Source organism: Pseudolactococcus piscium (assembly GCF_002441695.1).
GTDB classification, from domain to species: Bacteria; Bacillota; Bacilli; order Lactobacillales; family Streptococcaceae; genus Pseudolactococcus; species Pseudolactococcus piscium.
This window is the reverse complement of sequence record NZ_JXJW01000005.1, coordinates 100,969-125,517: the sequence shown is the minus strand read 5'-3', so window position 1 is coordinate 125,517 and position 24,549 is coordinate 100,969. Positions and strand designations below refer to the sequence as shown.

Annotated in this window: 24 protein-coding genes and 1 pseudogene; 17 read left to right on the top strand and 8 right to left on the bottom strand. The window is 39.6% G+C overall.

Annotated elements, in window-relative coordinates:
• The 6 genes and pseudogenes from RU86_RS12010 to acpP all read left to right on the top strand — a co-directional run.
• A pseudogene (locus RU86_RS12010) lies at positions 1-216 on the top strand (hypothetical protein); the annotation flags it as partial.
• A 13-nt stretch (positions 217-229) separates the two neighbouring features.
• Positions 230-592 carry a hypothetical protein gene (locus RU86_RS03895; RefSeq protein ID WP_096814144.1) on the top strand — a complete coding sequence of 121 codons (363 nt, stop codon included), beginning with the start codon at positions 230-232 and terminating at the stop codon, positions 590-592.
• A gap of 683 nt (positions 593-1,275) precedes the next feature.
• Positions 1,276-1,737 (top strand): DUF2798 domain-containing protein, encoded by a 462-nt coding sequence (locus RU86_RS03890; RefSeq protein ID WP_096814143.1) that lies wholly within the window; start codon positions 1,276-1,278, stop codon positions 1,735-1,737.
• A gap of 632 nt (positions 1,738-2,369) precedes the next feature.
• Complete coding sequence (locus RU86_RS03885; protein WP_096814142.1) at positions 2,370-2,822, top strand: hypothetical protein; 453 nt, start codon at positions 2,370-2,372, stop codon at positions 2,820-2,822.
• A gap of 346 nt (positions 2,823-3,168) precedes the next feature.
• On the top strand, positions 3,169-4,170 hold the full coding sequence (gene plsX / locus RU86_RS03880; protein ID WP_079504469.1) for a phosphate acyltransferase PlsX: 1,002 nt from the start codon (positions 3,169-3,171) through the stop codon (positions 4,168-4,170).
• Positions 4,170-4,418 carry an acyl carrier protein gene (acpP, locus tag RU86_RS03875; RefSeq protein ID WP_079504471.1) on the top strand — a complete coding sequence of 83 codons (249 nt, stop codon included), beginning with the start codon at positions 4,170-4,172 and terminating at the stop codon, positions 4,416-4,418. The genes plsX and acpP overlap by 1 nt, the downstream gene beginning before the upstream one ends.
• A 100-nt stretch (positions 4,419-4,518) precedes the next feature.
• On the opposite strand, the gene RU86_RS03870 is transcribed toward acpP, so the two are convergent.
• The 3 genes from RU86_RS03870 to RU86_RS03860 form a co-directional block, all read right to left on the bottom strand.
• On the bottom strand, positions 4,519-4,704 hold the full coding sequence (locus RU86_RS03870; RefSeq protein ID WP_047914580.1) for a hypothetical protein: 186 nt from the start codon (positions 4,702-4,704) through the stop codon (positions 4,519-4,521).
• A gap of 148 nt (positions 4,705-4,852) precedes the next feature.
• Positions 4,853-6,109 (bottom strand): replication-associated recombination protein A, encoded by a 1,257-nt coding sequence (locus tag RU86_RS03865; protein ID WP_096814141.1) that lies wholly within the window; start codon positions 6,107-6,109, stop codon positions 4,853-4,855.
• Between the two features lie 162 nt (positions 6,110-6,271).
• Positions 6,272-6,652: a hypothetical protein gene (locus RU86_RS03860; RefSeq protein ID WP_096814140.1), complete on the bottom strand. Its 381-nt coding sequence runs from the start codon at positions 6,650-6,652 to the stop codon at positions 6,272-6,274.
• A 404-nt stretch (positions 6,653-7,056) separates the two neighbouring features.
• Between RU86_RS03860 and RU86_RS03855 the strand changes: the two genes are divergently transcribed.
• The 6 genes from RU86_RS03855 to RU86_RS03830 all read left to right on the top strand — a co-directional run bounded on the left by RU86_RS03855 (position 7,057) and on the right by RU86_RS03830 (position 11,816).
• A complete protein-coding gene (locus tag RU86_RS03855) occupies positions 7,057-7,527 on the top strand; it encodes a DUF3013 family protein (RefSeq protein WP_096814139.1) in 471 nt (156 codons plus the stop codon).
• Between the two features lie 15 nt (positions 7,528-7,542).
• A complete protein-coding gene (locus RU86_RS03850) occupies positions 7,543-7,971 on the top strand; it encodes a hypothetical protein (RefSeq protein WP_096814138.1) in 429 nt (142 codons plus the stop codon).
• Between the two features lie 136 nt (positions 7,972-8,107).
• Complete coding sequence (prmA, locus tag RU86_RS03845) at positions 8,108-9,064, top strand: 50S ribosomal protein L11 methyltransferase (protein WP_096814137.1); 957 nt, start codon at positions 8,108-8,110, stop codon at positions 9,062-9,064.
• A gap of 7 nt (positions 9,065-9,071) precedes the next feature.
• Complete coding sequence (locus tag RU86_RS03840; RefSeq protein WP_096814136.1) at positions 9,072-9,821, top strand: 16S rRNA (uracil(1498)-N(3))-methyltransferase; 750 nt, start codon at positions 9,072-9,074, stop codon at positions 9,819-9,821.
• 316 nt (positions 9,822-10,137) lie between these two features.
• Positions 10,138-11,214, top strand: a complete 1,077-nt coding sequence (locus tag RU86_RS03835; protein ID WP_245810472.1) for an ABC transporter permease — start codon at positions 10,138-10,140, stop codon at positions 11,212-11,214.
• On the top strand, positions 11,211-11,816 hold the full coding sequence (locus RU86_RS03830; protein ID WP_096814135.1) for an ATP-binding cassette domain-containing protein: 606 nt from the start codon (positions 11,211-11,213) through the stop codon (positions 11,814-11,816). Before RU86_RS03835 ends, RU86_RS03830 begins: the two co-directional genes overlap by 4 nt.
• Before the next feature lie 135 nt (positions 11,817-11,951).
• Here RU86_RS03830 and RU86_RS03825 read toward each other — a convergent pair whose 3' ends face one another.
• The 5 genes from RU86_RS03825 to RU86_RS03805 form a co-directional block, all read right to left on the bottom strand.
• Positions 11,952-12,839, bottom strand: a complete 888-nt coding sequence (locus tag RU86_RS03825) for an ATP-binding cassette domain-containing protein (RefSeq protein ID WP_096814134.1) — start codon at positions 12,837-12,839, stop codon at positions 11,952-11,954.
• Entirely contained in the window at positions 12,839-13,714 is an 876-nt protein-coding gene (locus tag RU86_RS03820) for an ABC transporter ATP-binding protein (protein ID WP_096814133.1), read from the bottom strand. The genes RU86_RS03825 and RU86_RS03820 overlap by 1 nt, the downstream gene beginning before the upstream one ends.
• A 6-nt stretch (positions 13,715-13,720) precedes the next feature.
• A complete protein-coding gene (locus RU86_RS03815) occupies positions 13,721-14,554 on the bottom strand; it encodes an ABC transporter permease (protein WP_096814132.1) in 834 nt (277 codons plus the stop codon).
• Positions 14,551-15,513, bottom strand: coding sequence for an ABC transporter permease (locus tag RU86_RS03810; RefSeq protein ID WP_096814131.1), 963 nt, complete (start codon positions 15,511-15,513; stop codon positions 14,551-14,553). Before RU86_RS03810 ends, RU86_RS03815 begins: the two co-directional genes overlap by 4 nt.
• A 62-nt stretch (positions 15,514-15,575) precedes the next feature.
• Positions 15,576-17,159 (bottom strand): ABC transporter substrate-binding protein, encoded by a 1,584-nt coding sequence (locus RU86_RS03805; protein ID WP_096814130.1) that lies wholly within the window; start codon positions 17,157-17,159, stop codon positions 15,576-15,578.
• Positions 17,160-17,586: 427 nt separating this feature from the next.
• Here RU86_RS03805 and RU86_RS03800 point away from each other — a divergent pair, with 427 nt between their 5' ends.
• From RU86_RS03800 to RU86_RS03780, 5 genes are all read left to right on the top strand, one after another.
• The gene (locus RU86_RS03800) at positions 17,587-19,797 is read left to right on the top strand and encodes a RelA/SpoT family protein (protein ID WP_096814129.1); all 2,211 of its coding nucleotides are present in this window, start codon (positions 17,587-17,589) and stop codon (positions 19,795-19,797) included.
• A gap of 63 nt (positions 19,798-19,860) precedes the next feature.
• Positions 19,861-20,328, top strand: coding sequence for a D-aminoacyl-tRNA deacylase (gene dtd, locus RU86_RS03795; protein ID WP_096814128.1), 468 nt, complete (start codon positions 19,861-19,863; stop codon positions 20,326-20,328).
• Positions 20,329-20,513: 185 nt separating this feature from the next.
• Positions 20,514-21,698: an ABC transporter substrate-binding protein gene (locus RU86_RS03790; RefSeq protein ID WP_096814127.1), complete on the top strand. Its 1,185-nt coding sequence runs from the start codon at positions 20,514-20,516 to the stop codon at positions 21,696-21,698.
• Between the two features lie 73 nt (positions 21,699-21,771).
• Positions 21,772-22,944, top strand: a complete 1,173-nt coding sequence (locus RU86_RS03785) for an ABC transporter substrate-binding protein (protein ID WP_096814126.1) — start codon at positions 21,772-21,774, stop codon at positions 22,942-22,944.
• A 307-nt stretch (positions 22,945-23,251) separates the two neighbouring features.
• The gene (locus RU86_RS03780) at positions 23,252-24,433 is read left to right on the top strand and encodes an ABC transporter substrate-binding protein (protein WP_096814125.1); all 1,182 of its coding nucleotides are present in this window, start codon (positions 23,252-23,254) and stop codon (positions 24,431-24,433) included.
• Positions 24,434-24,549 lie beyond the last annotated feature (116 nt).

Genomic DNA, 24,549 nt, shown 5'->3' with positions numbered 1-24,549 from the left:
GCATTGTCAGAGGAATCAAATGCAGTATTTGTTAAAGCTGATGAGTTATTAAATATCGCCCAGTATGACATCTATAAAGACGCTGATTGTTTGAAAGCAGCTAATGGGTTTATTGTAACCCAAACCAAGGAATATCGAAATAACAATACTGTAAGAACTGTTTACCTTGGTAAATATCTAGGCAATACATTTCTTGATGAGATGACAGTAGAATAAAAAGGGGAATATTATGACAGAAACAAGCAAGGACAATGGCCAACAATTTACAGGCAACTGGGTTACTGAAACCTATAAACGTGCTGAGATTGAACGTAAGGAGCGAGAGGAGGCGAACCGACAGCAGAGTAAAGAATTCTTTGACAAAATGCGAGATAAAGCGAACGCTGAAGCTGATGAAATAAAAAGACTTACGAAGCAAGTTGCCGAAAGAAATTATAACGAGAATATGTTAAAGCGTGATAAAGAAATTGAATCCGCTAAACAAAAAGCTATGCAACAGATTGAATCTGAATATGAAAGCAAGCACGGAGTCAGCTCCGACAAGACAGACGGAATCAATCAAGCATGGAGCAACTTACTAAAAGGTTTGTAATAAATAAAAATAAAAAATATTTTTTTAAAATTTATTTATATGGTGTAAATATTTTATAGTGAATCTGAATGGGTACGCAAAGTTTTTGGATAAGGGGGCATACCCACCCCTCCCCGTGTGCGCTACGTCGTTCAGCAGTCATTGCACATATTTTCTCGCGCGAGATTTTAAAATGATAAGAGCTAGACTATTGGTAATAGTTTAGTCTTTTTGATCACAAGGATAAACCTTTTAACAGCAATGATTTATAGACTTTCGTAACTCGAATATGCTAATGCTGATCACTTACTTTAGCCCCCCACCTTTACATCTAAAATTGTAATCACTTAAAGGAACGGGTAGGATAGGTGTTTCCAAATTTACGGGAATTTGAAAAAACTTTTTTCTGATATAGAATGGCTTAACAGAGCCTTTTGTAGGCTTTAAAAATCCCCTTGTTGCGTACAAGAGGTGTATAAAAACCCCCTTTTTTCGTAATGTCATATCATATAAGAGAATAATTTTAGAAATACTAGCAAGGTTTTAAAAGATATCTAGGGAAATTTTTGGGGGGTATATGTTTATCTTATTTATAATTTGATTTTTATATTAATTAATAGCAACAAATTATAAAAAAATCGCTTACGAAATATTTTTAATTATGCTATACTGATTTTTGTTTGATAGAAAAGGAGGGCATTATTTTGCCTACAAACAAAAAAGAAGGAATTATTTTTACAGTGATGATGTGCTCACTTATGGTTATTGGTATGAGTGCTTATAATTTATGGGTACATAACAGTTTAGACATTATTGAGTTAGCTATAGGTTTTATACCAGGTTTTATAGTTGCTTTTGTTTTAGATGTTTTTATAGTCGGAGTAGTTGCTAAAAAATTAGCGTTTAAATTACCAATAAATAAAAATAGTAAATTTCAATTGATTATTACAATATCAGCACTAATGGTTATTGGTATGGTCACATTCATGTCTGTTTTTGGTTTAATTATGAATGGTAATATTTCTGATATAACTTTTTCAGATTACTTACAGGCATGGAAAACTAACATTGTAATGGCTTTACCTTTACAGTTATTAATAGTGGGACCAGTTTCAAGACAAGTATTAAGTGTAATTCAAAGACAAAGTAATTTAACGCAAGTATAACTAGTTTTCTAAAACATTATCTAATTTAAGGTAGTGTTTTTTTTATACACTATTTGTATGAAACTTTATAGATCGGCCCCCACCTTAAAAGTTTTACCCTAAATGTAATTTAATGGAACCGGTGGGAGGGGTCAACTCCCAAAATGTATTACGCGCACGTACTACCCCCCTCCCCCTAGTCTTATATTGACTGAAACATCACAACAGCAATGATAGGGTCTTGTATGGTCAGTTTCGGTTTAATGCTATTCAGTAGGTTATACAACCTACAAAAGAACCACAGAAAACCTCAGATATTAATTAGCTTATAACGATTTGCTATAAGCCTCAGATTACTGTATGTAGAGATTTTAGAGGTCTTAAAAAAGAGTATGTGATCTAAGGTCTAACCCGACGTTTTGTCGGTATAGGATAACTTGTCATTTAAGATATATCGTATAAGCTATTTTAAGCACTGTTTTAGCGCTCTAATACAGTTCGCTTATAAAGTATCACAATATGACTTAAATCGTTGCTTAGTACTTAAAATTGCCTTATAAAAGTGTTTTAGTAGTAAAGGTATAGGCGTTAGTTAATACAACTAACAAATGGTATAATTAGGTATGTGAAATCAGTTAGAAAGGTATTAAAATATGTTTGAATTATTTGATATTAGCAAAGAGGAGCAAGACGTTATCTTAAAGCAAGCTAGGCGAGTGTTAAGTGGCTATAGACAGTTAAAAAAAGCTTATACGCTATCAATGCCACAAGCGCATACACAGCATTATAGCGGTGTGTCTACATCAAAAGTAGCACGTACAAGCAATGAAAGCCCTGAGCTGATGAGATACTTAGAATTAGGCGAAAGGGTTGAAAAGATAGAGCAGGCAGTTGAGAGGGTAGACAATAATGAATACTTGAAAAATAAATATATGAAATCAAATGAACTAAGTTCATGGCGACTTGTTGAATTATCAGGTTACGGTAAAACGCAATACGGTATACGTTTAAAAGTTATTTTATTTGATTTTGCTGTAGCCTATGGGATTGTAGACTTTTCTAAGTATGATTTTAAAGTTGAAACTGTTAGCGTATCACGCGCGTGATATTCATAAAAATAGGCAGTGTATATGATTTAACTACGTTAATTTACTACGTTTTTTATCATCAATAATGCCTAAAATCCTTGGTATTATAGCGTTTGTGAGCAATCGTTTAACTACGTTCATGCAACCATGCACACTGACAAATACTGACATAAAAAAAGCCGTGTATCATAGACACACAGCACCTTGCCTGACAAAAAATGAGTTACGTTTTAACCATCCTTTTAACCATCCCTTGCTTGAGATCTAATGAGGTCTGTTGAGGTAGTAAAATTTAAGAATGCCTATATACCGCTTTTAGTGCTATCTGTTGCGGTCTGATGAGGTGGTGTGCTATAATATTAGAATGAAAAAGAAATTAGCAATAGACGCAATGGGTGGAGATTTTGCACCAAAATCCGTTGTCGAAGGGTGTCTTTTGGCGCGAGCCGAATTTACAGATACTGAGTTTATTTTATTTGGGGACGAAACTAAGATTCGCCCACTAATAAGCGATATGACAAATATGACGATCGTCCATACGACGGAAAAGATTGACTCAGGTGAGTCTGATCCGGTCAAAGCCATTAGGAGTAAGAAAAAGGCAAGTCTCGTATTAGCTGCAACAGCAGTGAAAAACGGTGAGGCAGATGCCCTCATATCTGCTGGTAATACGGGTGCACTCCTGGCTAGTGGTATTTTTACTGTTGGTCGGATCAAACAAGTTGATCGGCCAGGTTTGATGTCAACGATGCCGACCTTGGATGGTAAAGGCTTTGATATGCTAGATTTGGGAGCTAATGCTGAAAATACAGCACGTCATCTCCATAACTTTGCGGTTCTAGGCTCTTTCTATGCGGCTAATGTGAGAGGTATAGAAAGACCTACTGTCGGTCTGCTAAATAATGGGTCTGAAGCCAGCAAAGGTGCACCTTTGCAAAAAGAAGCCTATGAGTTGCTTGCGGCTGATGAGACGATTAACTTTATCGGTAATGTTGAAGCACGCGAGCTAATGAATGGTGTCGCTGATGTTGTTGTCGTAGATGGCTTTACAGGTAATGCTGTTCTGAAATCAATCGAAGGGACTGCCTCAAGCTTGATGAAGCAGTTAAAAACAGCGATTACTGAGGGTGGGATTTTATCAAAAATCGGGGCCCTTTTGATGAAAAAATCTCTCTATCGTTTAAAAGATTCACTAGATTACGAAAAAGCTGGTGGTGCAGTACTATTTGGTCTAAAAGCACCGGTGATTAAGAGTCATGGGTCATCAAAAGCAGATGCAATCTTTGCAACACTTAAACAAACGCATAAGATGTTAGAAACTGACGTTGTTGGTAAACTAGTACGCCATTATCAGGAGGACAAATAATGACTATCAGTAAAGAAGCGCTTTTTGCTAAGATTAAAGAGAGTTTAGTTAAGACATTAGATCTTGACGCTGAGACGATAACACTTGAGTCAAATGTGGTTGAAGATTTAAATGCAGATTCAATTAGCTTGATGGAGTTTACACTGGCTTTGGAAGATGAGTTTGGTATAGAAATTTCTGATGAAGATGCTGAACACATCTTAACCTTAGGTCAGGTAGTTGATTATATTTCTGAAAAAATTAACTGAGTTAGGTCATAAAAAATACAGGTACTGGTAATATACCAAGACCTGTATTTTTTATAAATCCGTATCCTCACGGATTAGGTAACCCGTTTTATAGCGGGGCTTACTTAAGCCCACCTTGGAAATCAGTATCGATATCCTGTACATAGGCCTTATAGTAGTTCACCAAACTACTTTTAAACTCCTGAAATTCATCCTCAGAATAGTCTTTGTTCTCGTCAATCTGTGCTTTAAAATGGGGTAGGTTTAGGTCATTTCTAATGCGTTTTTCTAATTCGTCTCTTGTCATTTTTTCTCCGTTCTGATTGGTGTGGATTTCTAGGGTAACGAAACATTTTTCTTTATTTACTGCTTTGGTTCAGGTAATACAGGGTGTCAACGACTTGTCGCTTTCGTGTAAACGTAGCAAGGGGAAGAAACCATAAATGCTGATTGAGTCAATTCTTTTTGCTTCGGTTGATGTCATCCAGTCGTAACTGTAAGGCACGCTCATATTTTCCTAAGCCATCAGAATGGAAATATTGGACTTTTTTTAGTGGATCAGGCAGGTATTGTTGGTCAACCCAGTGCCCAGGGAAGGCATGGGGATATTGATAATTTACAGCACGACCTAATTTTTTTGCGCCTGTATAATGACCGTCTTGTAGATGTGGTGGGATCTGTAAGACACCGTGTTTATGCAGGTCACCTATGGCAGTATCTAGTGCTGTATAGGCGGCATTAGATTTTGGAGATAGGGCTAGATCAACAACGACATTAGCTAAAGGAATTCGTGCTTCTGGAAAGCCTAGTCGTTCGGCAGCTGTGACAGCTGTCACGGTATGCATGGCAGCATCGGGGTTAGCAAGTCCAATATCTTCGTAGGCGATGACCATCAAACGCCGGCATAGGCTCTGCAAATCTCCACCCTCTATCAATCTTGCAGCATAGTGTAAACTTGCGTTGACATCAGAACCACGAATCGACTTTTGAAGTGCTGATAGGAGATCATAGTGGGCATCGCCATCTTTATCAAAAGTGGCAGCTGATTTTTGGAGAGAGTTTGCCATATCATCTAGGGTCACATGATGTTCATGACTGGATAAGACAGCTAGTTCTAAGGAGTTTAGTGCCGCACGAACGTCTCCGTTTGTGCCTTGTGCTAAAAATTGTTTGGCGTCATCGTCAAGTGTCACGTCAAAGTCAAAACCACGTTCATGATCCGAGATAGCGCGTTCAATAGCAAGACTAATATCTTCAGGGGTCAGTGAGTGAAGTTCAAAGATTTGTACACGACTACGTATGGCAGGGACAACACTAAAATAAGGATTTTCAGTCGTGGCCCCGATCAAGATAATTTCACCATTTTCGAGTAAAGGTAGTAAAAAGTCTTGCTTAGGCTTGTCTAGTCGGTGTATTTCATCTAATAATAAGACCAGTTGCCCTGAAAACTGAGCTTCGGCTGCAATTTCTTGTAACTTAGTCTTTTTATCAGATGTTGCATTAAAGGTACGAAAGGCCATGTCTGCTGTACCAGCAATCGCTGATGCAATCGAGGTTTTGCCAATCCCTGGTGGGCCGTATAGAATCATCGAGCTAAGTAGTTTGGTCTCAACCATGCGTCGAATGATCATGCCGTCACCAACTAAATGGCGCTGGCCGATGATGTCATCGATTGATCGCGGTCGTAAACGTCGCGCCAAATTTGCTTTCATATTAAAGCTCCTAGTAAGTTATGTGATATACCTAGTATAGCAGATTAAGCCATTAACTTGCAGTTGTGCGTGATAATATACAGCATTTCTTCGTTGAAAATGGCATATTGATCAAGAATATGGTCAGGGAATAAAACTGACTTACTTTGAATTATCTGACTTTTACTGTCTTAATTGTTTGCCCAACACGATAAAAATACAAGTGGTCAGGATAAGTTGGAGCCAAAAGCCATATAAATAAATAGAAAAGAACTGATTTCCTAAATAAGACCAGTTGACATAACTGATGATGAATTGATAGTAAGCCCCTATCAATAAGCCGAGCGCTAAAACACGTGACTGACTTAGGAAATTAAAGGCTATAATGACAAATAGTAGCGCAGATAAAATAAAAATAGCTGCGTTAGGTCTCGTCATCAAAATCTTAAAAAAGCTGATTTTATCAAGTTGAAAGGTTTGGCTATTTGGTTTTAAAGTTGCAGGTAAAAAGAGTGAGAAAAAGGATAGAAGTGATAAGCCAAATAAAAGTGTCTTTTTCGTCATAATGTCTCCTTGCGATAGATTGATTTTCTAAAAAGATAATGGGTTTACATCAGTTAGGTTATGCTTCTCATAATAACAAGTTTTATAACCCTTATCAATCGTTTTTTCTTATGTTGCTTGTAAAAAAATAGGATACTAATCCATATAATGACTAGGTTTAGTTGACAATATTGGCTAAGGATAGCGACATATGAGGATAAAAAACGCAATCTGTCACATCTTTCTTTCCAATAAATTGTCGATAAATAAGGATATCAGAGAATGTTAGTCTTTTATAGGGTATGTCTGTGTGGTATAATGATAGTATAAGCTGTTTAAAAAATTTGACAGAGAAATCAAGTGATCACTTTGGTTTCGTGTTACTTTAACAGAAAATGGAATAGCTAGTAGATTTGAGGAGAGATATGGCAAAATATGGTTTTTTAGATGCATTAGATCATGAACTAACAAGAAATTTTACATATGACTATGAGATTAATTGGGATAAAAAGCACCATGCTGTAGAAATATTTTACTTGCTTGATGTTGAAAATCCAGGTGTGGCAGTCACAGATACTGCTGATGATGCTGAGGCATCACGTGATAATATTTCATTTGAGGATGCAGTTGTCTTTTATAATCCGCAAAAGTCAAAATTAGTGGCTGACGAATACTTAGCCATGTTCCCTTATGATCCTAAGAAAGGGTTGTCACTAGAGTTTATCACCTATTTTGTGACCTTTTTGCAGGAGACGGCAGATCACGAATTGGATGCGTTGATGGACTTTCTAGTCTCTGATGAGGCAGAATTTTCAGGTGCTTTTGATAAAGCAGCCTTTGAAGCAGGTATGGGGTCGTTGACGGAGACGACGTTTCTGCCCTATCCAAGATATTAAGGAGATCAATAGTTTATGATGAAGAAAATATCAGTTGTACTTGTACTCATACTGTCAACTATCGTTTTAGTAACTGCATGTGGGAATAAAAAAACCAAGACTGACAGTACAGATAAGACAGCTAAAAGTAAGTCGAGTAAGGTAAGCAAGTCAGCATCAGAATCAACAAAGACATCTGCAGCTTCAAGTAGTAGCGAAATAGCCCCCTCGTCTGCTACTAAGCAAGAAGATACCCAGTCACATGGTGATACAGAAGAAAGTCAGTGGTCGAAAGATTCTAGTGAGGCTGCTAAGGTGATGACAGTTACAGAAGGGCGTGAAGCCTTACGACAAGCTGGTATCGATGATAGTAACTTTTCAAATGCTGACATCAACAAGTATATCCTGGAAGCGCAAGCTGCTGGCGTAGCACTTGGCAATTATATGAAATCACAAGGGTTCTAAGCGGTAACTAAAAAAGCGAGTGATCGCTTTTTTTGATATAATAAGACAAGAAAGTGCAGTGATCTATCGTCAGGTTAGTAGCCCTTGTGCCGACAAATTGCGCATCACCTAAACTTAAAAAAGGAAGCTATAAAAAATGAATAATTGGAATGAATTATCAGTCAAGGTTTCACGTGAAACCGAGGAAGCGGTTAGCAATATGTTAATCGAGGCTGGGGCGCAAGGTGTTGCGATTGAGGATACACAAGATTATCTAAACAACGTGGATCATTTTGGGGAGATTCTACCTGATGTGGTTCAGTTAGACACGGTTATCATTAAAGCCTATTATCCAGAAAATATCTCAATTATTGAACTTTCACAGCAAGTTCGGGCGCAGATAGCTGGCTTGATAGATTTTGGCTTACAACCAGGTGCTTTTACGGTCATGACACAAAGCTTGGCCGAAAATGATTGGGCGGATAGCTGGAAGCAATATTTTTTACCAACACGTATTTCTCATGGCTTGACAATCGTCCCATCCTGGACTGATTATGCGCCTGTTTCGTCGGATGAAAAAATCATCCGTCTGGATCCAGGTATGGCTTTTGGTACTGGGACACATCCAACGACAAAGCTATCTTTGTTTGCTTTGGAGCAGACGTTAAGAGGTGGGGAAACGCTACTAGATGTTGGTACTGGGTCGGGCGTCTTATCTATCGCAGCTAATCTACTGGGTGCAGGGGATATTCATGCCTTTGATTTGGATGAGGTAGCAGTCAGGGTAGCTGAGGAGAACATCCAGCTCAATCCTGAGATGACAAACATCACGGTTAAATCTGGGGATTTGTTAAAAACTGTCGAGATTAAAGCGGATGTCATTGTTGCAAATATTCTAGCTGATATTCTCATGCATGTGATTGAAGATGCCTATCATCTGCTCCATGAGGGTGGTTGCTTGATTATGAGTGGGATTATCGACAGTAAATCGGCAATGATTTTAGATAAATGCCAGCAAGCAGGTTTTTCACTCATGACACAGATGCAACAAGGGGAATGGCACTGTGTAATCTTACAGAAGGCCGATGAAGATCATCGTGTAATCGGAGGATAGGGACACCATGCAACAGTATTTTTTAGCTGAACAATTATCTGAGACGGCGCCTTCTTTTAGGCTGGATAAGGCAGACAGTCATCATCTTTTTACGGTTCTTCGTGCGCAATCAGGTATGAAAGTTCAGGTTGTTTTTGCGGATCAGACGCTGATATTAGCCCAAGTAAACGAGGATCTAGAAACCCTATCTTATCTGGAAACCCTGTCTAGAACAGTCGAACTCCCTGTAAATGTGACGATCGCAGTCGGGTTACCCAAAGGGGACAAGTTAGAGTTTATCGCACAAAAAGTAACTGAGCTTGGGGCATTTGACTTGCTTGCTTTTCCTGCAAAGTGGTCAGTGACGAGATTGGATGCAAAAAAAGCAGCCAAGAAAACAGAGCGGCTGCAAAAAATTGCAAAGGGGGCAGCCGAGCAGTCCAAGCGCTTACGCATCCCTACTGTATCTATCTTAGACCAGTTGACAGACTTAACTGGTCTGTTTAAACAGTATGATCAGGTGCTTGTCGCTTATGAAGCCGCTGCAAAAGATGGCGAAGCGTCAGCCTTTGCCAAAGTATTAGCATCCCTGGATAGTCAACAGAAAATCCTTGTGATTTTTGGACCTGAGGGTGGTATTTCACCAGAAGAAGTGAGCACCTTCACTGATTTAGGTGCAGTCACAATCGGGTTAGGACCACGCATCATGCGTGCAGAAACGGCACCGATGTATGTCTTATCAGCGATTTCTTTCTATACTGAATTGTTAGGTAGTTAAGCTAGTCTCTATTTTGAGCCTTGGCAGGTGTAAGCAAATAAACCAGATCAGGTGATGCTGTTCTGGTTATTTTTTACATCATTTTTTCATATCATTTATTATGAAAATTATATGAGAAGTTTTGGTAACAAAAAATGTGTTATCAATGCTATAATCGGTATAGTAGCCTAGTTTCATTATGACCCTGATTTAGCAGTTTTTTAGTGTATAGGGATGTGACATTTAATTCCTAGCGTAAAAGAAAGTGGACACTAATTATGACCTTAACTTACTTTGAACTCAAGCGATTTATCAAAAATCCCAAAAATAAATCTGTTTGGCAATTTTGGTTCTCTTCTTTTTAGTTTTGTTCGGTTTTAACCAGCTGTTGGTTAATCAACAATCTAAAACCAGGACTCTGGCGGCTACAACGACCAATTTACAGCAGTCCCAACATTCGGTCGCTGCTATTAAAACTCTAGTCGCATCAGCTCCTGAAGATACGATGTTAGCCAAGCAGCTCATACTCGCCCAAGCAGATGAAAAAATGTTCTCAGAGCAACTCAAAGCCCTAACTGCAGATGATCTTGATCGATTTGCTACTTTAGCATATAAAGCAGATCTTGCAGCTATTAAATCAGGTGATATTGCCGGCTCAGATGACGATCAATACAGACTGAATAGCAGCAACTACTATCTAGCTGTCAAAGCAGTTGGTGGTAAAATGGGACTGATGGCAAACGATGCAGCAGATGCTAGTTTTAAGACTGGAAGTGCTATCTTACACTGGCTGTCAGCGACGACGCTTTTTGTTCTCATTACTGTCCTTATCTCAGATGTTGTCAGTGCTGATATCGAGAGTTCTCAAATCAGGTTCTACCAATTAATCGGTGGGCGGAAGTTTAGACAGCTGGTCCTAAAACTACTGATTCCGATAGGGGTAGTTGGTGTGGTAACTGTGCTCACATTTGTGGGCATATATCTCATAAGTGGACTTCTGAACGGTTTTGGTACCTGGCGCTATCCCTATTTACTCAGTGATGGGAGTATTTTCCCAATCTGGCAGTTAAGCTTGAAAAGCCTAGGTTTATTTTTAGTCTCTTTGCTATTTATTGGGAGCCTCGGGCAACTTTTGTCTTTAATATTCAAAAAAAGCTTGGTCGTGATTGGTTTGATTGTTGTCTGCTTAACTGGTTTTTTAACTTTGGAGAAAGAGGTTTGGTTTCAACCATTTAAAAAATTTATCCCTTTTGAGTATTTGGGCTATGGTCGTCTGACAAACGATGTCAAGATACTACCGGATCATTTTTTGCTGATAGGCGTTGTTTATTTAGTGGGTCTCAGCCTCATTTTTCTAAGTATTTCAGCTTATCTCTATCATCAGTATTATTATCGGAAAGTGGGTAAACTATGACAGGCTTACGTGTTAAAAATCTGACAACACCTCTATTTGATAACTTGAGTTTTGACTTGCCAGCGACTGGGTTATACGGCATTATCGGTAGAAACGGGATTGGCAAGAGTAGCTTATTTAGTATGATTAGTGGCGAAATCAAAACGGATGGGACTTGTGTGACAAGTGGAAAAGTGTCTTATGTGCCTAGTCTGGCAATATTTGATCAGCATCTCAGTGCTAATGATTATTTGAAGTTATTAGCTCAGGATGAGCGGGCGATTTTTGAAGACAACCTAAGGGTGATGGGTGGAGCTGACTTCTTTAAGCAAAAGATAGGCAAGTATTCACTTGGTATGAAGGAATTGTTTGCCGTTACCTTTGCGGTCTCTATACCTAGTGATGTCTTAATACTAGATGAACTACTGGATGGCCTTGATGAGAAGCGGCGCTTACAAGCCTTGAGGTTGTTACAACAAGTAAGTAAGGAGAAATTAGTTATTTTTACCTCTCATAATTTGACTGAGGTGTTCACCTATAGTGATCGTGTTTATTTACTAGAAAAAGCTAGTTTATCGCAAATGGCTAGCCTAGCAGAAGCCTCACTTAAGATGTCAATTTGATAGGACGTGGTAAGATAGTCTAACGCATAAAAATCGTAGAAATCAAAATAATAAAAAGGCTGTCAGTGTAAAAAACTGATAGCCTTTCTTTTTTCAAATAGCTTGATTGGTATTACCGCTTAAATTTCAGTCGCGCTATTGCTCTCTTCTTACAAAATGATCTTCATCAATCTGGTGCCAGTCAAACTTATCGGACAAGGTGATGACCTCGTCGATCTCCTCATTTTCTAGTGCAAGTCTTGCTAGATGGGGATCGGCAATCGGTGCAGCAGCTAATAATTTTTTTGTGTAGGCGTGTTGGGGGTTATCAAACAACTGCTCGGTAGGTGCAAGCTCGACGAGTTGTCCTTGATACATGACAGCAATTCGATCTGAGATATGTCTGATTACCGATAAATCATGGGATATAAACAGATAGGATAAGGCTAATTCTTCTTGGAGTTTTTGCAGGAGATGGAGAATTTGTGATTGGATTGAGACGTCTAATGCAGAAGTCGGTTCGTCGCAAAGTATGAATTCGGGTTGGTTGACAACTGCTCTAGCGATGCCGATTCTTTGTCTTTGGCCGCCGCTGAAGGCAGCTGGGAATTTATTTACGGCGTCACCTGTTATGCCAACGATTGCTAAAGTGTCGATTGCTTTTTGTCTTGCCAATTTTTTTGGTATACCTAGTAAGGGTTCCATTACTAATTCTACTGCTGTCAATCTAGGATTTAAAGCTGAATAGGGATCTTGAAAGATGATTTGCATCTTCTGATTCATTTTTTTTCGCTCGGCAGCATTTACGGCTGCCATATCTTTACCAGCATAGAAAATCTTGCCAGAACTCGGGGTTTCCAAGTTTAACACCAGTCGGCCTAGCGTTGTTTTGCCGCTGCCAGATTCACCAACCAAGCCTAGAGTCTCCCCTTTATCTAGTGTTAAATTCACTTCAGAAACGGCCTTAATCGTTGATTTACGACCTCGCCAGTCTTTTGTTGTAAATGTTTTAGAAAGTCTTGAGACGCGTATTAATTCTGACATCACTTCACCCCCTTTTCTAGCCAAACGCTATGTGTCGGTGATAACTGATGCAAAATAAGGTCATCAGCTAGGGTTTCTTGGTAGTTGAAAACTGGCAAGGCATCATGTTTATCACCCAGTTTAGCTGAAGATAAGAGTTGCTTTGTATAGGTATGGGCGGGGTTATAAAATATATCCTCAGCAGATCCTGTTTCGACAATACGGCCTTGATACATGACTTGAATAAAATCACACATGCCTGCCACCACGCCAAAGTCATGCGAGACCAAAATAACGGACAGCTTTTCTTTTTGATTTAAAGCGCGGATTAGTTTTAAAATTTGTGCTTGGATGGTGACATCCAATGCAGTTGTCGGCTCGTCAGCAATTAGTAAGTCGGGTTTGGCTAATAGTGCCATGGCAATCAAAACTCTTTGTCGCATCCCGCCTGAGAGTTCATGTGGAAATTGTCTAAACCGTGTTTGTGGCTTTTCAATCCCCACTTTTTCTAGTTCAGCTATTGCGAGCTGCTTAGCCTGTTTACCTCGGATGTTTTGAAAGCGTTGAATAATTTCAACCAAATGAAAGCCAATCGTTCTAACAGGATCAAGTGCGGTCATCGGGTCCTGAAAAATCATCGAAATAGGTAGTTTCGTCTCTTTATCGACTGGCTTACCATCAAAGGTATAGGTTTTAAATTGACTTGCTAGCCCATCAGGTAGGTGATTCATCATGCTCTTCATGACAAGACTTTTACCGCTACCTGATTCGCCAACAATTCCCATGATAGCGCCTTTTGGAACCGTAAAATTAATATGCTTAACAAGAGACGTCGTGGTATGTTGCTTGCGAAAGTCAATCTCTAGCTCACTGATTTCAATTAGATGTTTAGTCACAGGTTATTAGCCCTCCTTTCGTTGTATGATTAACTTGATGAGATCCCCTAGATTATTAAAGGCATAGATAGTTAGGACAACAAATAAGCCTGGCAAAATGGCCATATAAGGTGCGCTTTGTAAACTACTCTGTGCGTTTTGTAGCAGGCTACCCCAGGATGCCATGGGTTGCTGGATGCCCATACCTAAAAAGCTTAAAGCAGCTTCTGTCATGATGGCACCAGAGAGGCTTTGGGATGCAGCAACAATCAAAGTTGGTAGTGCTGAGGGTAAGATATGCTTGGCGATGATTTTAACCCAGTTTTCTCCTAGAAATTTGGAGTAGATGACGTATTCTCTCTCTTTTGCTGAGAGTGTCTCAGCGCGAATTAACCGCGCAATTCGCATCCAAGAAAAGCCACCAATCACGATAATAATCGTCGTCAAGCCAGGTTTTAAGAAGACACTAAGCACAATGACGAGTATCAGCCAGGGAATTGACGACAAGATATCGACAAATCGCATTAAAAGACTATCAACTAGGCCACCAAAATAACCTGAAATCAACCCAACCAGTGTGCCAATCAGCGTTGCCGTCAGCATTGCTAAAATACCAACGAATAAAGAAATGCGGCCACCATACAGGACTCGGATAAAATAATCACGGCCGATTTCGTCAGTCCCAAATAAGTGTTGCCAACTTGGCGACTGGGATATGTGACTGATATCTGGTGCATTTGGATCAATAGGGATTAATGGTGCAAGTAGTGTTAAAGCAAACAGCAGACTTAAAAAGAGGATTGATCCTATAAATATGGGAGAGGCGCCTATCATCTGTTTGATCTGTTTCGTTTTTTTCATGATGCCTTTCCTCCTCTTCTGATTCTCGGATCAACGATAGCGTAGAGGACATCAGATAATAAATTGCCCAAAATAACCAAGGTTGCTGATAGTAGCAGTAAGGTCATGATGACAGGATAATCTAGACTCTTTGTTGCTGACAAGAGATAGGGTCCTACGCCCGGCCAGCTGAAAATAGATTCTGTGATAATCGCACCCGTTACTAACATAGGTAGCGCTAAGCCAATTTGGGTCACGATAGGAATTAGGATATTTCGACTGATATGTCGGCTGAAAATTTCCCATCTCGTGGCTTGAAAAGCTGATTGGACAGTGACATAGTCCTCGGTAATTTGTTCATTAGCTGATGCGCGAATATATCTGGTTAATTCCGGGAAAAAGGCAACTGTTAAGGTGATATAAGGCAGGGTGAAATGGGCTATAAAATCTGCCAACTCATTTTCTTTACCGATGGTGTGCATCCCAATAATCGGAAAAAGGTTTAACCGGTAACCAAACTGATAAATTAAAATCATGGCAAACCAAAATGTTGGCACTGCAATCCCGATAGAGGCAATGCCGTCGACAGCTCGATCTAAAAATTTGCCTTTATTTGCTGATGCAGTTAAGCCCAAGGTGATTGCCAAAAAGAGTGCCGTGATATAAGCCGGTAAGACTAAGCGGATTGTATTTGGTAACCTAACCGCTAGCTCCGATGTAATACTATGTTGATTGATCAGGGAGTAGCCGAAGTCGCCATGAAGCATTTGGCTTAACCATTTGACATATTGGACAATAAACGTATCATTTAATCCGTATTTTTCTCGAAGCAAGGCCACTTGGTCATTAGACATATTTGGTGTCGTAATCGAATCGATGACATCATATGGTGCAAGGTGTATCAGCGAAAATACGATAAATGATATAATCAGTAATAATGGGATTGCTTGTAGAACCCGTTTTAATATGTAACTAGCCACTATTTTTCCTTTCATATCATCAAATAAAGCTGTGACTATGTTTCCTATCACAGCTTTATTTTTTATTTAATGGTCAATTTAGACAGATCTTCAAATGTATAAATTGGGACTAAATTAGCCTTTTTAACATTGGCAATTCGGTTGTTGACTGCGAGAATCTTTTTATTATCCACGATTGGGTAGATTCGTGCGTCGTCTGCAACCTCTTTTTGTAGTTGGTCATAGAGTGCTTTACGTTTGGTCGGATCTGTTTCAACTGCTGCCTTATCAAATAATTGGTCTGTTTTCGCATTATTGGTTTGGAAATAATTTGAACTCCCACCTGTTTTGAATAATGCAGCATATAAATCAGGATCATTGCCCATGATATAGCCACCTAAGAATAGATTGTATTTAGTTGAACCAGGTTTCTTTAATTCTGAATAGATTGCAGTGCCATCGCCACCCTCTAGCGTCACTGTAATACCTGCTTTTTTGAGTTGTTGTTGAATCAGTGTGGCTTGGACTGTTTGCGCAGGATCAGTTGCTGAGAAACCGATATTGAGTTTCAAATCAGAGACCCCAGCTTCTGCAAGTAATGCTTTACTCTTTTGCGTGTTCGTTTTATATGTGTTAACTGACTCAGTTGCAAAAGGGTTGCTTGGCGGTAGGAATGAGTTAGGCGTACTATAATACTTTTTATTCAAATAAGCTGCTTGATTTAATTCAGACTTATCTAAGGCATAGAGCACTGCTTGACGGACCTTAACATTGGTCAAGGCATCAGATTTGGTATTTAAGCCTAAATAGCCCACTCGGGTTTCAGAATAAGGATAGACGGTTATATCATGGCTGTCTAAGTCCGAAATAGCGCTAGGCAATACTACTGCAGCATCTACTTCCCCTTTTTGCAAGGCAACTTTAGCCGTATCATTATTTTCAATAATGCGTAGGGTCACGTTTTTGATTGCCGGTGTACCACCAAAATAAGTTTTATTTGCTTCAAAAGTGAGATACTCACCAGTCTTATATGTTTTTAATTTGTAAGGACCGGTACCTACGGGTGCTACAGGCAGTTCCTTAACGGAAAAGTCGGTAACATCCTTATAGATATGTTTGGGGATGATAAAGGTTTCTGTAGCGATATTATTAACGGCTGCGGCACTTGGCTCGGGTAAAATAAATTTAACAGTATAGTCGTCGACTTTTTGGATGGTAATCGGTTTACCCCCAATCCAGAGTTTGTCGGCGTTGCCATTTTCTTTCTTAGCTTTCTGCGTATAGGTAAAGACGACATCATCTGCAGTTAACTTTTCGCCATCTGACCACTTGATCGTTTGTTTGAGTTTGACAGTTACCGATAAGCCATCCTTAGCCGCTTCAATCGAGTCTGCTAGTATATTTTTTTGCGTCCCATCTGTTTCGATTGCAACAAGTGGTGAATAAATCATGTTAGTGACGGTAAGTCCCCAACGATCACTCGTGTTAATCGGATTAAGTGATGCTGGATTGCCACTGATTGCATAAGTGAAAGATGACGCGTCTTTAGTCGTTTCTGTTTTGCTCGTCGTTGCTTTATTTGGTGAACTAGTTGTCGAGCAAGCAGCTAAAAATAAACCTGCTGTTGCAAATAATAGCGTGACTGCCCCATATTTTAATTTCTTCATCCCGATACTCCTGATTTCCTATTTTTCAGGCCACGTCCCCCCCTCCAGAGAGGATCATATTCAGAGGTGGCCACCTATTTGTGTTTCTCAACTAATCGATTAGACGTTTAGCATAAAGAAGAAACAACGCGATATCCCTATCGTTAATTTATTGCTAGACCTAAATTCTATCATTGGCATACCCTTATTGGGGATAGCATTTTTTTATATGGGCAATAAAAAAATGTTATCGGGTAAATGCTGTATCCCTGTAGTTGGCATAGAATCTGATGTTTAGATGAAAAAAGAAAAATTAGAGAGGCTATTAGGCCGCAAGTCTTTTTCTTGTGCCTAAAAAGTGATAGAATAAGATTAATTATATTCATTTTAGGAAGGAATTGTCTTTTTGCGCTAGGGTAGCTAGTGTAAAGAGACAAACATAAACAACATGGCAAGTGAACCAAATCTCACCGGAGCAGAGGTAGTCGCCCTAGCAGAAACATATATGGGCGAACGTGATCTTATTCTCGTTAAAAAAGCACTGATATACGCGACAAATGCGCACAAAGAACAGTATCGCCAATCAGGTGAACCTTATATTATCCATCCTATCCAGGTAGCCGGTATACTCGCTAATCTTAAACTGGATGCGGTAACTGTAGCGTGTGGGTTTCTTCATGATGTCGTAGAAGACACAGAAAGTACATTGGATGATTTAGAGGAAGCCTTTGGTCTGGAAGTCCGTGTGATTACAGATGGTGTAACCAAACTTGGTAAGGTCGAGTATAAATCTCACGAAGAACAACTAGCCGAAAATCACAGAAAAATGTTGATGGCCATGTCTAAAGATATGCGCGTGATTCTGGTTAAGTTAGCCGACCGCCTGCATAATATGAGAACCTTGAAGCACTTGCGTCCCGACAAACAAAAACGTATTTCTAGTGAAACGATGGCCATCTATTCACCGCTTGCACATCGTCTCGGGATCTCTCGTATCAAGTGGGAGCTAGAAGATCTGTCATTTCGCTATCTGGATGAGATAGAATTTTACCGCATCCGAGGCTTAATGAAGGAAAAACGGGCTGACCGTGAGAAATTAGTCGAAGAAGTTACGACAAAATTAAGGGATTATATTGAAAAAGTGGGTGTGATTGGGGATATTTATGGTCGTCCCAAGCATATCTATAGTATTTATCGCAAAATGCATGATAAGAAGAAGCGGTTTGATGAGCTTTATGATTTGATTGCGGTGCGTTGTATTTTAGATACAACTAGTGATGTCTATACGACATTAGGCTATATTCATGATCTTTGGAAGCCGATGCCAGGTCGATTTAAGGACTATATCGCAAATCCTAAGGAAAATGGCTATCAGTCAGTTCACACGACGGTTTATGGCCCTAAAGGGCCAATGGAATTTCAAATTCGGACTCGGGAAATGCATGAAATCGCCGAGTATGGTGTGGCGGCACATTGGGCCTACAAGTCTGGTCGTCAAGAAAAAGTGTCGGCAAATGAGATTACACAGAATTTGAACTGGATTCATGAATTAGTAGAATTACAAGATGAGTCAAATGATGCGCAAGATTTTGTTAAGGCTGTACAAGAGGACATTTTATCTGAAAAAATTTATGTCTTTACACCAGATGGTGCTGTACAAGAACTCCCATCAGGATCTGGTCCGATTGACTTTGCCTATGCGATTCACACGCAAGTTGGGGATAAGGCAGTCGGTGCTAAAGTTAATGGTCGGATGACACCGCTCACACATGTCTTGAAGACAGGTGATGTGGTCGAAATCGTCACCAACAAAACATCATTTGGTCCGAGTCGTGACTGGATCAAACTCGTTAAAACCAATAAAGCACGCAATAAAATCAAGCAATTTTTCAAGAATCAGGACAAAGAACTGTCCATTAATAAGGGCCGTGAACTGTTGCAAGACTATCTACTGGATAATGGCTTTGTACCGAATCAGTATTTGGATAAGAAACACTTGGAACCTGTTTGCGATCGGCTGAATTTTAGAGATGCGGATGCTTTGTATGCGTCTATCGGATTTGGCGAGACGGGTGTTGTGACCGTTTTTAACAAGCTGACTGAAGATGAACGTCGTGAAATTGAGCGTGAAAAAGCGCGTAAAGAAGCTGAAGAGCTGATGAGTGGCGAGGTTAAAACGACCGGCGAGGTGATGAAGATTCGCCATGATGGCGGTGTTAATGTTGCGGGTATCGATAGCTTGCTCGTTCGCATGAGTAAGTGCTGTAATCCTGTTCCAGGAGATGATATCGTAGGCTATATCACCAAGGGTCGTGGTGTATCAATCCACAGGAGCGACTGCCAAAATGTCAAAAGTCAAGAAGACTATGAAAATCGGTTAATTGCTGTTGAGTGGGAAGAGCAAAGAGGCAGTAAAGATTATATCGCCAATATCGATATTTTTGGCTTCAACCGGACTGGTATTGCCAATGATGTCATGCAAGTCTTATCGAATACGACCAAAAAGTTGATTTCGATTAACGCACAGCCAACTAAAGACCTCAAAATGGCAAATATTCATGTCAAACTGATGATAAAAAATCTATCAGAATTGACAACTGTGGTGGATAAAATCAAGATGGTACCAGATGTCTATAGTGTTAAACGGACAAATGGTTAATTTCCAGGGATAATCGTCAGTTTATCCTATCTCGATTCTTAAAAAAATGGTAAAATATTAGATATGAGACTTGTTATTCAACGTGTTAAATCTGCTAGCTGTATGATTGATGAGGCTATTTTTTCGGAAATCAAGCAAGGTTTGCTAGTTTTTGTTGGGATAGAGGATGCTGATACAGCGCAAGATATTAGCTATGCTGTCAGAAAAATCGTTAATCTACGGATCTTTTCAGATGCTGATGGCAAGATGAATCTATCTGTTAAAGCGATTGCTGATGGTAGTATTTTGTCTATCTCCCAATTTACTTTATTTGCAGCAACCAAAAAAGGGAATCGGCCCAGTTTTACTAAGGCTGGTCACCCAACCCATGCCAAGGCACTTTATGATCAATTTAATCAAGCATTAGCTGCTGAAATTAAAACGGTCACAGGTGTGTTTGGGGCAGATATGCAAATTACTCTCCAGAATGATGGCCCTGTCACACTCATAATAGATACAAGTGAGGTGCGTCAAAGTGACTCTGACAAGTGAACGAGGCAGATTAGCTCTGCTTAAGCTAGCCTATCGTGCTTGAAACTTGTCTGTTTTCTTCTATTTAGTATGCGTTGCTTACTTTAAATAAAATCGTTGACAATTGTCAGATTATTTTGTATACTATTTAAGAACTGAATTTTCAGAATATTATATAGACTTAGAGACAGTAGGAGAAACAAGTTATGAAATTAAAAGCATTAGGCATAATAGCAGCCGCCGGTTTAGCAGCATTTTCATTAGCAGCATGTAGCGCAGCACCTGGTGGTAAAGCATCAGAATCTAAAGGGACACCGATTGGCGATACCTTTAAATTAGGTTACGACTTGGAACTTTCAGGTGCCGTAGCAGCGTATGGTAATGCGGGTAAAAAAGGTGCGGATCTTGCGGTTGATGAAATCAATAAAGCTGGTGGGATTAATGATAAACAAATAAAAGTTGTCTCAAAAGATAATAAGTCTGATAACGTCGAAGCCAATACAGTTGCGTCAAACCTGATTAACAATGATAAAGTGAATGCGATTATCGGTTCGATGACATCAGGAGCTGTTAAATCAATGACACCAAACGTCACTAAGGGTGCAGTACCATTGGTAACACCTGGTGGAACTGATGATACACTAACCATTACAAATGGTAAAGTCAATCAATACGTTTTCCGGTCGACTTTCCAGGATAGCTATCAAGGTAAAGTGCTTGCTAACTATACAGCAGATAAACTAAATGCTAAAAAAGTTGTCTTGTATTATGATAATTCTTCTGACTATGCTAAAGGTATTGCCAAGTCATTTGAAAAGACGTATAAAGGTAAGATTGTTGATAAAGTGACTTTCCAGTCTGGTGATAAAGACTTCCAAGCAACCTTATCTAAGATTAAGTCTGAGGATTTTGATGCAATCGTCATGCCTGGCTACTATAGTGAAGCTGGCTTGATTACAAAACAAGCACGTGAGCTTGGTCTACAACAGCCAATTCTAGGTGGAGATGGCTTTGCCGATCCTACCTTTATCGCACTTGCTGGTGATGCTGCGGCGACTAATGTTTATTATGTTTCGGGCTATTCAGGTAAAACTCCTGCAAATGAGGTAACGAAGCGATTTATTACTAGCTATAAAGCAAAATATCAGACTGAACCGTCTATGTTTGATGCCCTGTCTTATGACGCTGTTTACATGGTCAAACAAGCAGCAGAGGATACAAAAGCAAAATCGTCTGTGGATGTTAAAGATGGGCTTGCTAAACTTAAAGGATTTAAAGGCGCAACTGGAGATATCTCAGTCGATAAAGACCATAACCCTGTCAAAGATGCGGTTGTAGTCAAACTTGAAAATGGTAAAGAAGCGTCAGAAACGATTGTTAAACCTGACTAACCCAACACATATGCTGGGGCGATGTCACAAAGCCAGATAGGCTTTGTGATTTTTGTCCGTATTAGGAGAATGAATGAAGAAGATAGCGATATTAGGCCTTTCAGTACTGGGTCTTGTACTTTTGGTAGCATGTGGTAGTGCACCAGGTACTAGTCAAAGTGGCTCAGATAAGGGTAATACCATTGGCAAAACGGTTAAGATAGGTGTGAATATGGAATTATCTGGCGCTTATGCTGCACCGGGTAATGCTGAAAAAAATGCCATCCAACTAGCTACTGATGAGATCAATGCCAAAGGTGGCATTGGTGGCAAGCAAATCGAGTTAGTTGTTAAAGATAATAAAACTGACAATGGTGAGGTTGCGACGGTTGTGTCAAATTTGACCAACAATGATAAAGTAGCAGCCATCATTGGGCCGATGTCTTCTGGTGGTACACTTGCAGCGACACCAAATGTGACTAAGGCACAAGTGCCTTTGATTACCCCAACTGGTACAAATGATAGCTTAACCTATAAAAATGATAAGGTGCAACCTTATATTTTTCGGACGATTTTCCCTGATGCCTTTCAAGGAAAAGTCATCGCTAATTACACCGAAAAATCGCTAAATGCTAAAAAAGTGCTGGTTTATTATGATAATTCATCAGACTATGCCCGTGGGATTCTTAAAACATTTAAGGCCAACTATAAAGGGACGATTGTTGATACCTTGAGCTATCAAGCTGGAGACAAGGATTTCCAAGCTGCCTTAACTAAGGTTAAGAATAAATCGTTCGATGCGATTGCCTTGATCGGTTATTATGCTGAGGGTGGGTTAATTACAAAGCAAGCGCGTGAAATGGGCATCACCCAACCGATTGTTGGTGGTGACGGTATTTCTGATCCAACTTATACAGCACTAGCAGGGAATGCGGCAACGAACGTCCACTACGTAGCAGGTTTCTCGACTAAAGCACCATTTAATGAGACAACGAAAAAATTTATTGACGCCTATCAAAAGGCTTACAATGAAGAACCGTCAGCCTTTGCGGCCTGCGCCTACGATGCTGTTTACATGATCAAGCAAGCAGCGGAGTCTGTTAAGGCTGAGAATTCTGTTGCCTTAGCCAAGGCTTTAGGTAATGTCAAAGGATTGGTCGGTGCGACAGGGACGATCGATATCGATAAGCATCATAATCCAGTCAAGTCAGCTGTGATGGTAAAACTTGAAGATGGTAAAGAAGTTGCTGCAGAAATCGTCAAATAATCACGTGTTCTACTTAGTATTAGCCTTAAATAGTCTTTTAAAAACAGTTATAGCAAACTGTTTTTTTTTGAAAAAGTTAGGTATTGATAGGCTGAATTACTAGCAGGTAAAAACCGAACGTTTAAGGTTAGATTACACTATTTTCCTTGTTTTTCAGAGAATTACTTGACAACTTTCAGAAAATTGATACAATAATAATTAAAATTGTTACAGATAGATTAAATAGTGCCTTAAACTGCGGAGGCCAAGCAGTAAGGTACAATATGCTGACGCTTTATCTGACTACTCATCTTATTAGGAGAATACCATGAAAAAAATGTCTAAAGTTTTGGTGGGTGTGATAACTGCAGCAGCAGTCATGACACTGGCCTCTTGTGCACCTCCAGGAGCTGCTAGGAGTGCTAATGGCAATGCTATCGGCAAAACATTTAAGATCGGGTATGATATTGAAATGACGGGCGCCCTAGCCGCTTATGGTAAAGGGAGTGAACGTGGTGCGGACATGGCAGTCGCAGAACTAAATGCTTCTGGCGGCATAAATGGTAAAAAAATTGAAGTTAGCAAGAAGGACAATAAATCTGATAATGCCGAATCAGCAACAGTTGCCGCAAATTTGATGTCAAATGATAAGGTCAATGCTGTTATTGGGACGAATGCCTCTTCCCAAACGAAGGCGATGATTCCTAACGCGACTAAATTTGCAGTGCCCATTGTTGCCCCAACGTCAACCAATGATGAGTTGACACACAAGGGAAATCAAGTTGAGAAATATGTGTTTCGTGCCATTTTCCCGGATTCATTCCAAGGGAAAGTGATCTCTGATTTTGTAACAAATAGCTTAAAGGATGAAGCGGTCGCGGTCTATTATGACAACTCATCGGACTATGCAAAGGGTCTCTTTCAAAACTTTAAAGATAAATATAAGGGTAAAATTGTCGAAGTGGCTACCTATCAAGCTGGTGAAAAAGACTTCCAAGCTCAACTATCTAAATTAGCAAATGAAAAATTTGGGACACTTATCGTATTAGGGTACTACCAAGAGGCGGGTATCCTTGTCAAACAAGCACGTGACTTAGGCATGTCAATGCCAATTGTTGGGGGAGATGTGCTAGCAGATCCTACCTTTGCAGCATTAGCAGGAGAAAAAGCTGCTACGAATGTCTATTTTGTATCAGGTTTTTCAAGTTTAAAACCGGCAAACAATAAGACAGAAGCTTTTATCAAAAAATATAAGGCAAAATATGGGACAGCGCCTTCTACCTATGAAGCCTGTGCTTACGATGCGGTCATGATGGTTAAAGCAGCGGCAACAGCTGAAAATGCTAAAACGTCAGTTGATATCGCTAAAGGCCTTGCCAAACTGCAAGATTTTAAGGGTGTGACTGGTACGATTACCATCAACAAGTTTCATGATCCAGTTAAATCTGCCTATCTTGTCAAGCTTGAAAATGGCAAGGAAGTATCTGCTGAAGTGGTTAACCCGCAATAGGTTTGTCAGGTCTAAGCAATTTTACAACATAAAAAAACCTACTCGATCGGAATTTAATCTCGATTGAGTAGGTTTTTCTTAACTTAATGACATTGGTCCTAAGACAGCTTTTTTTA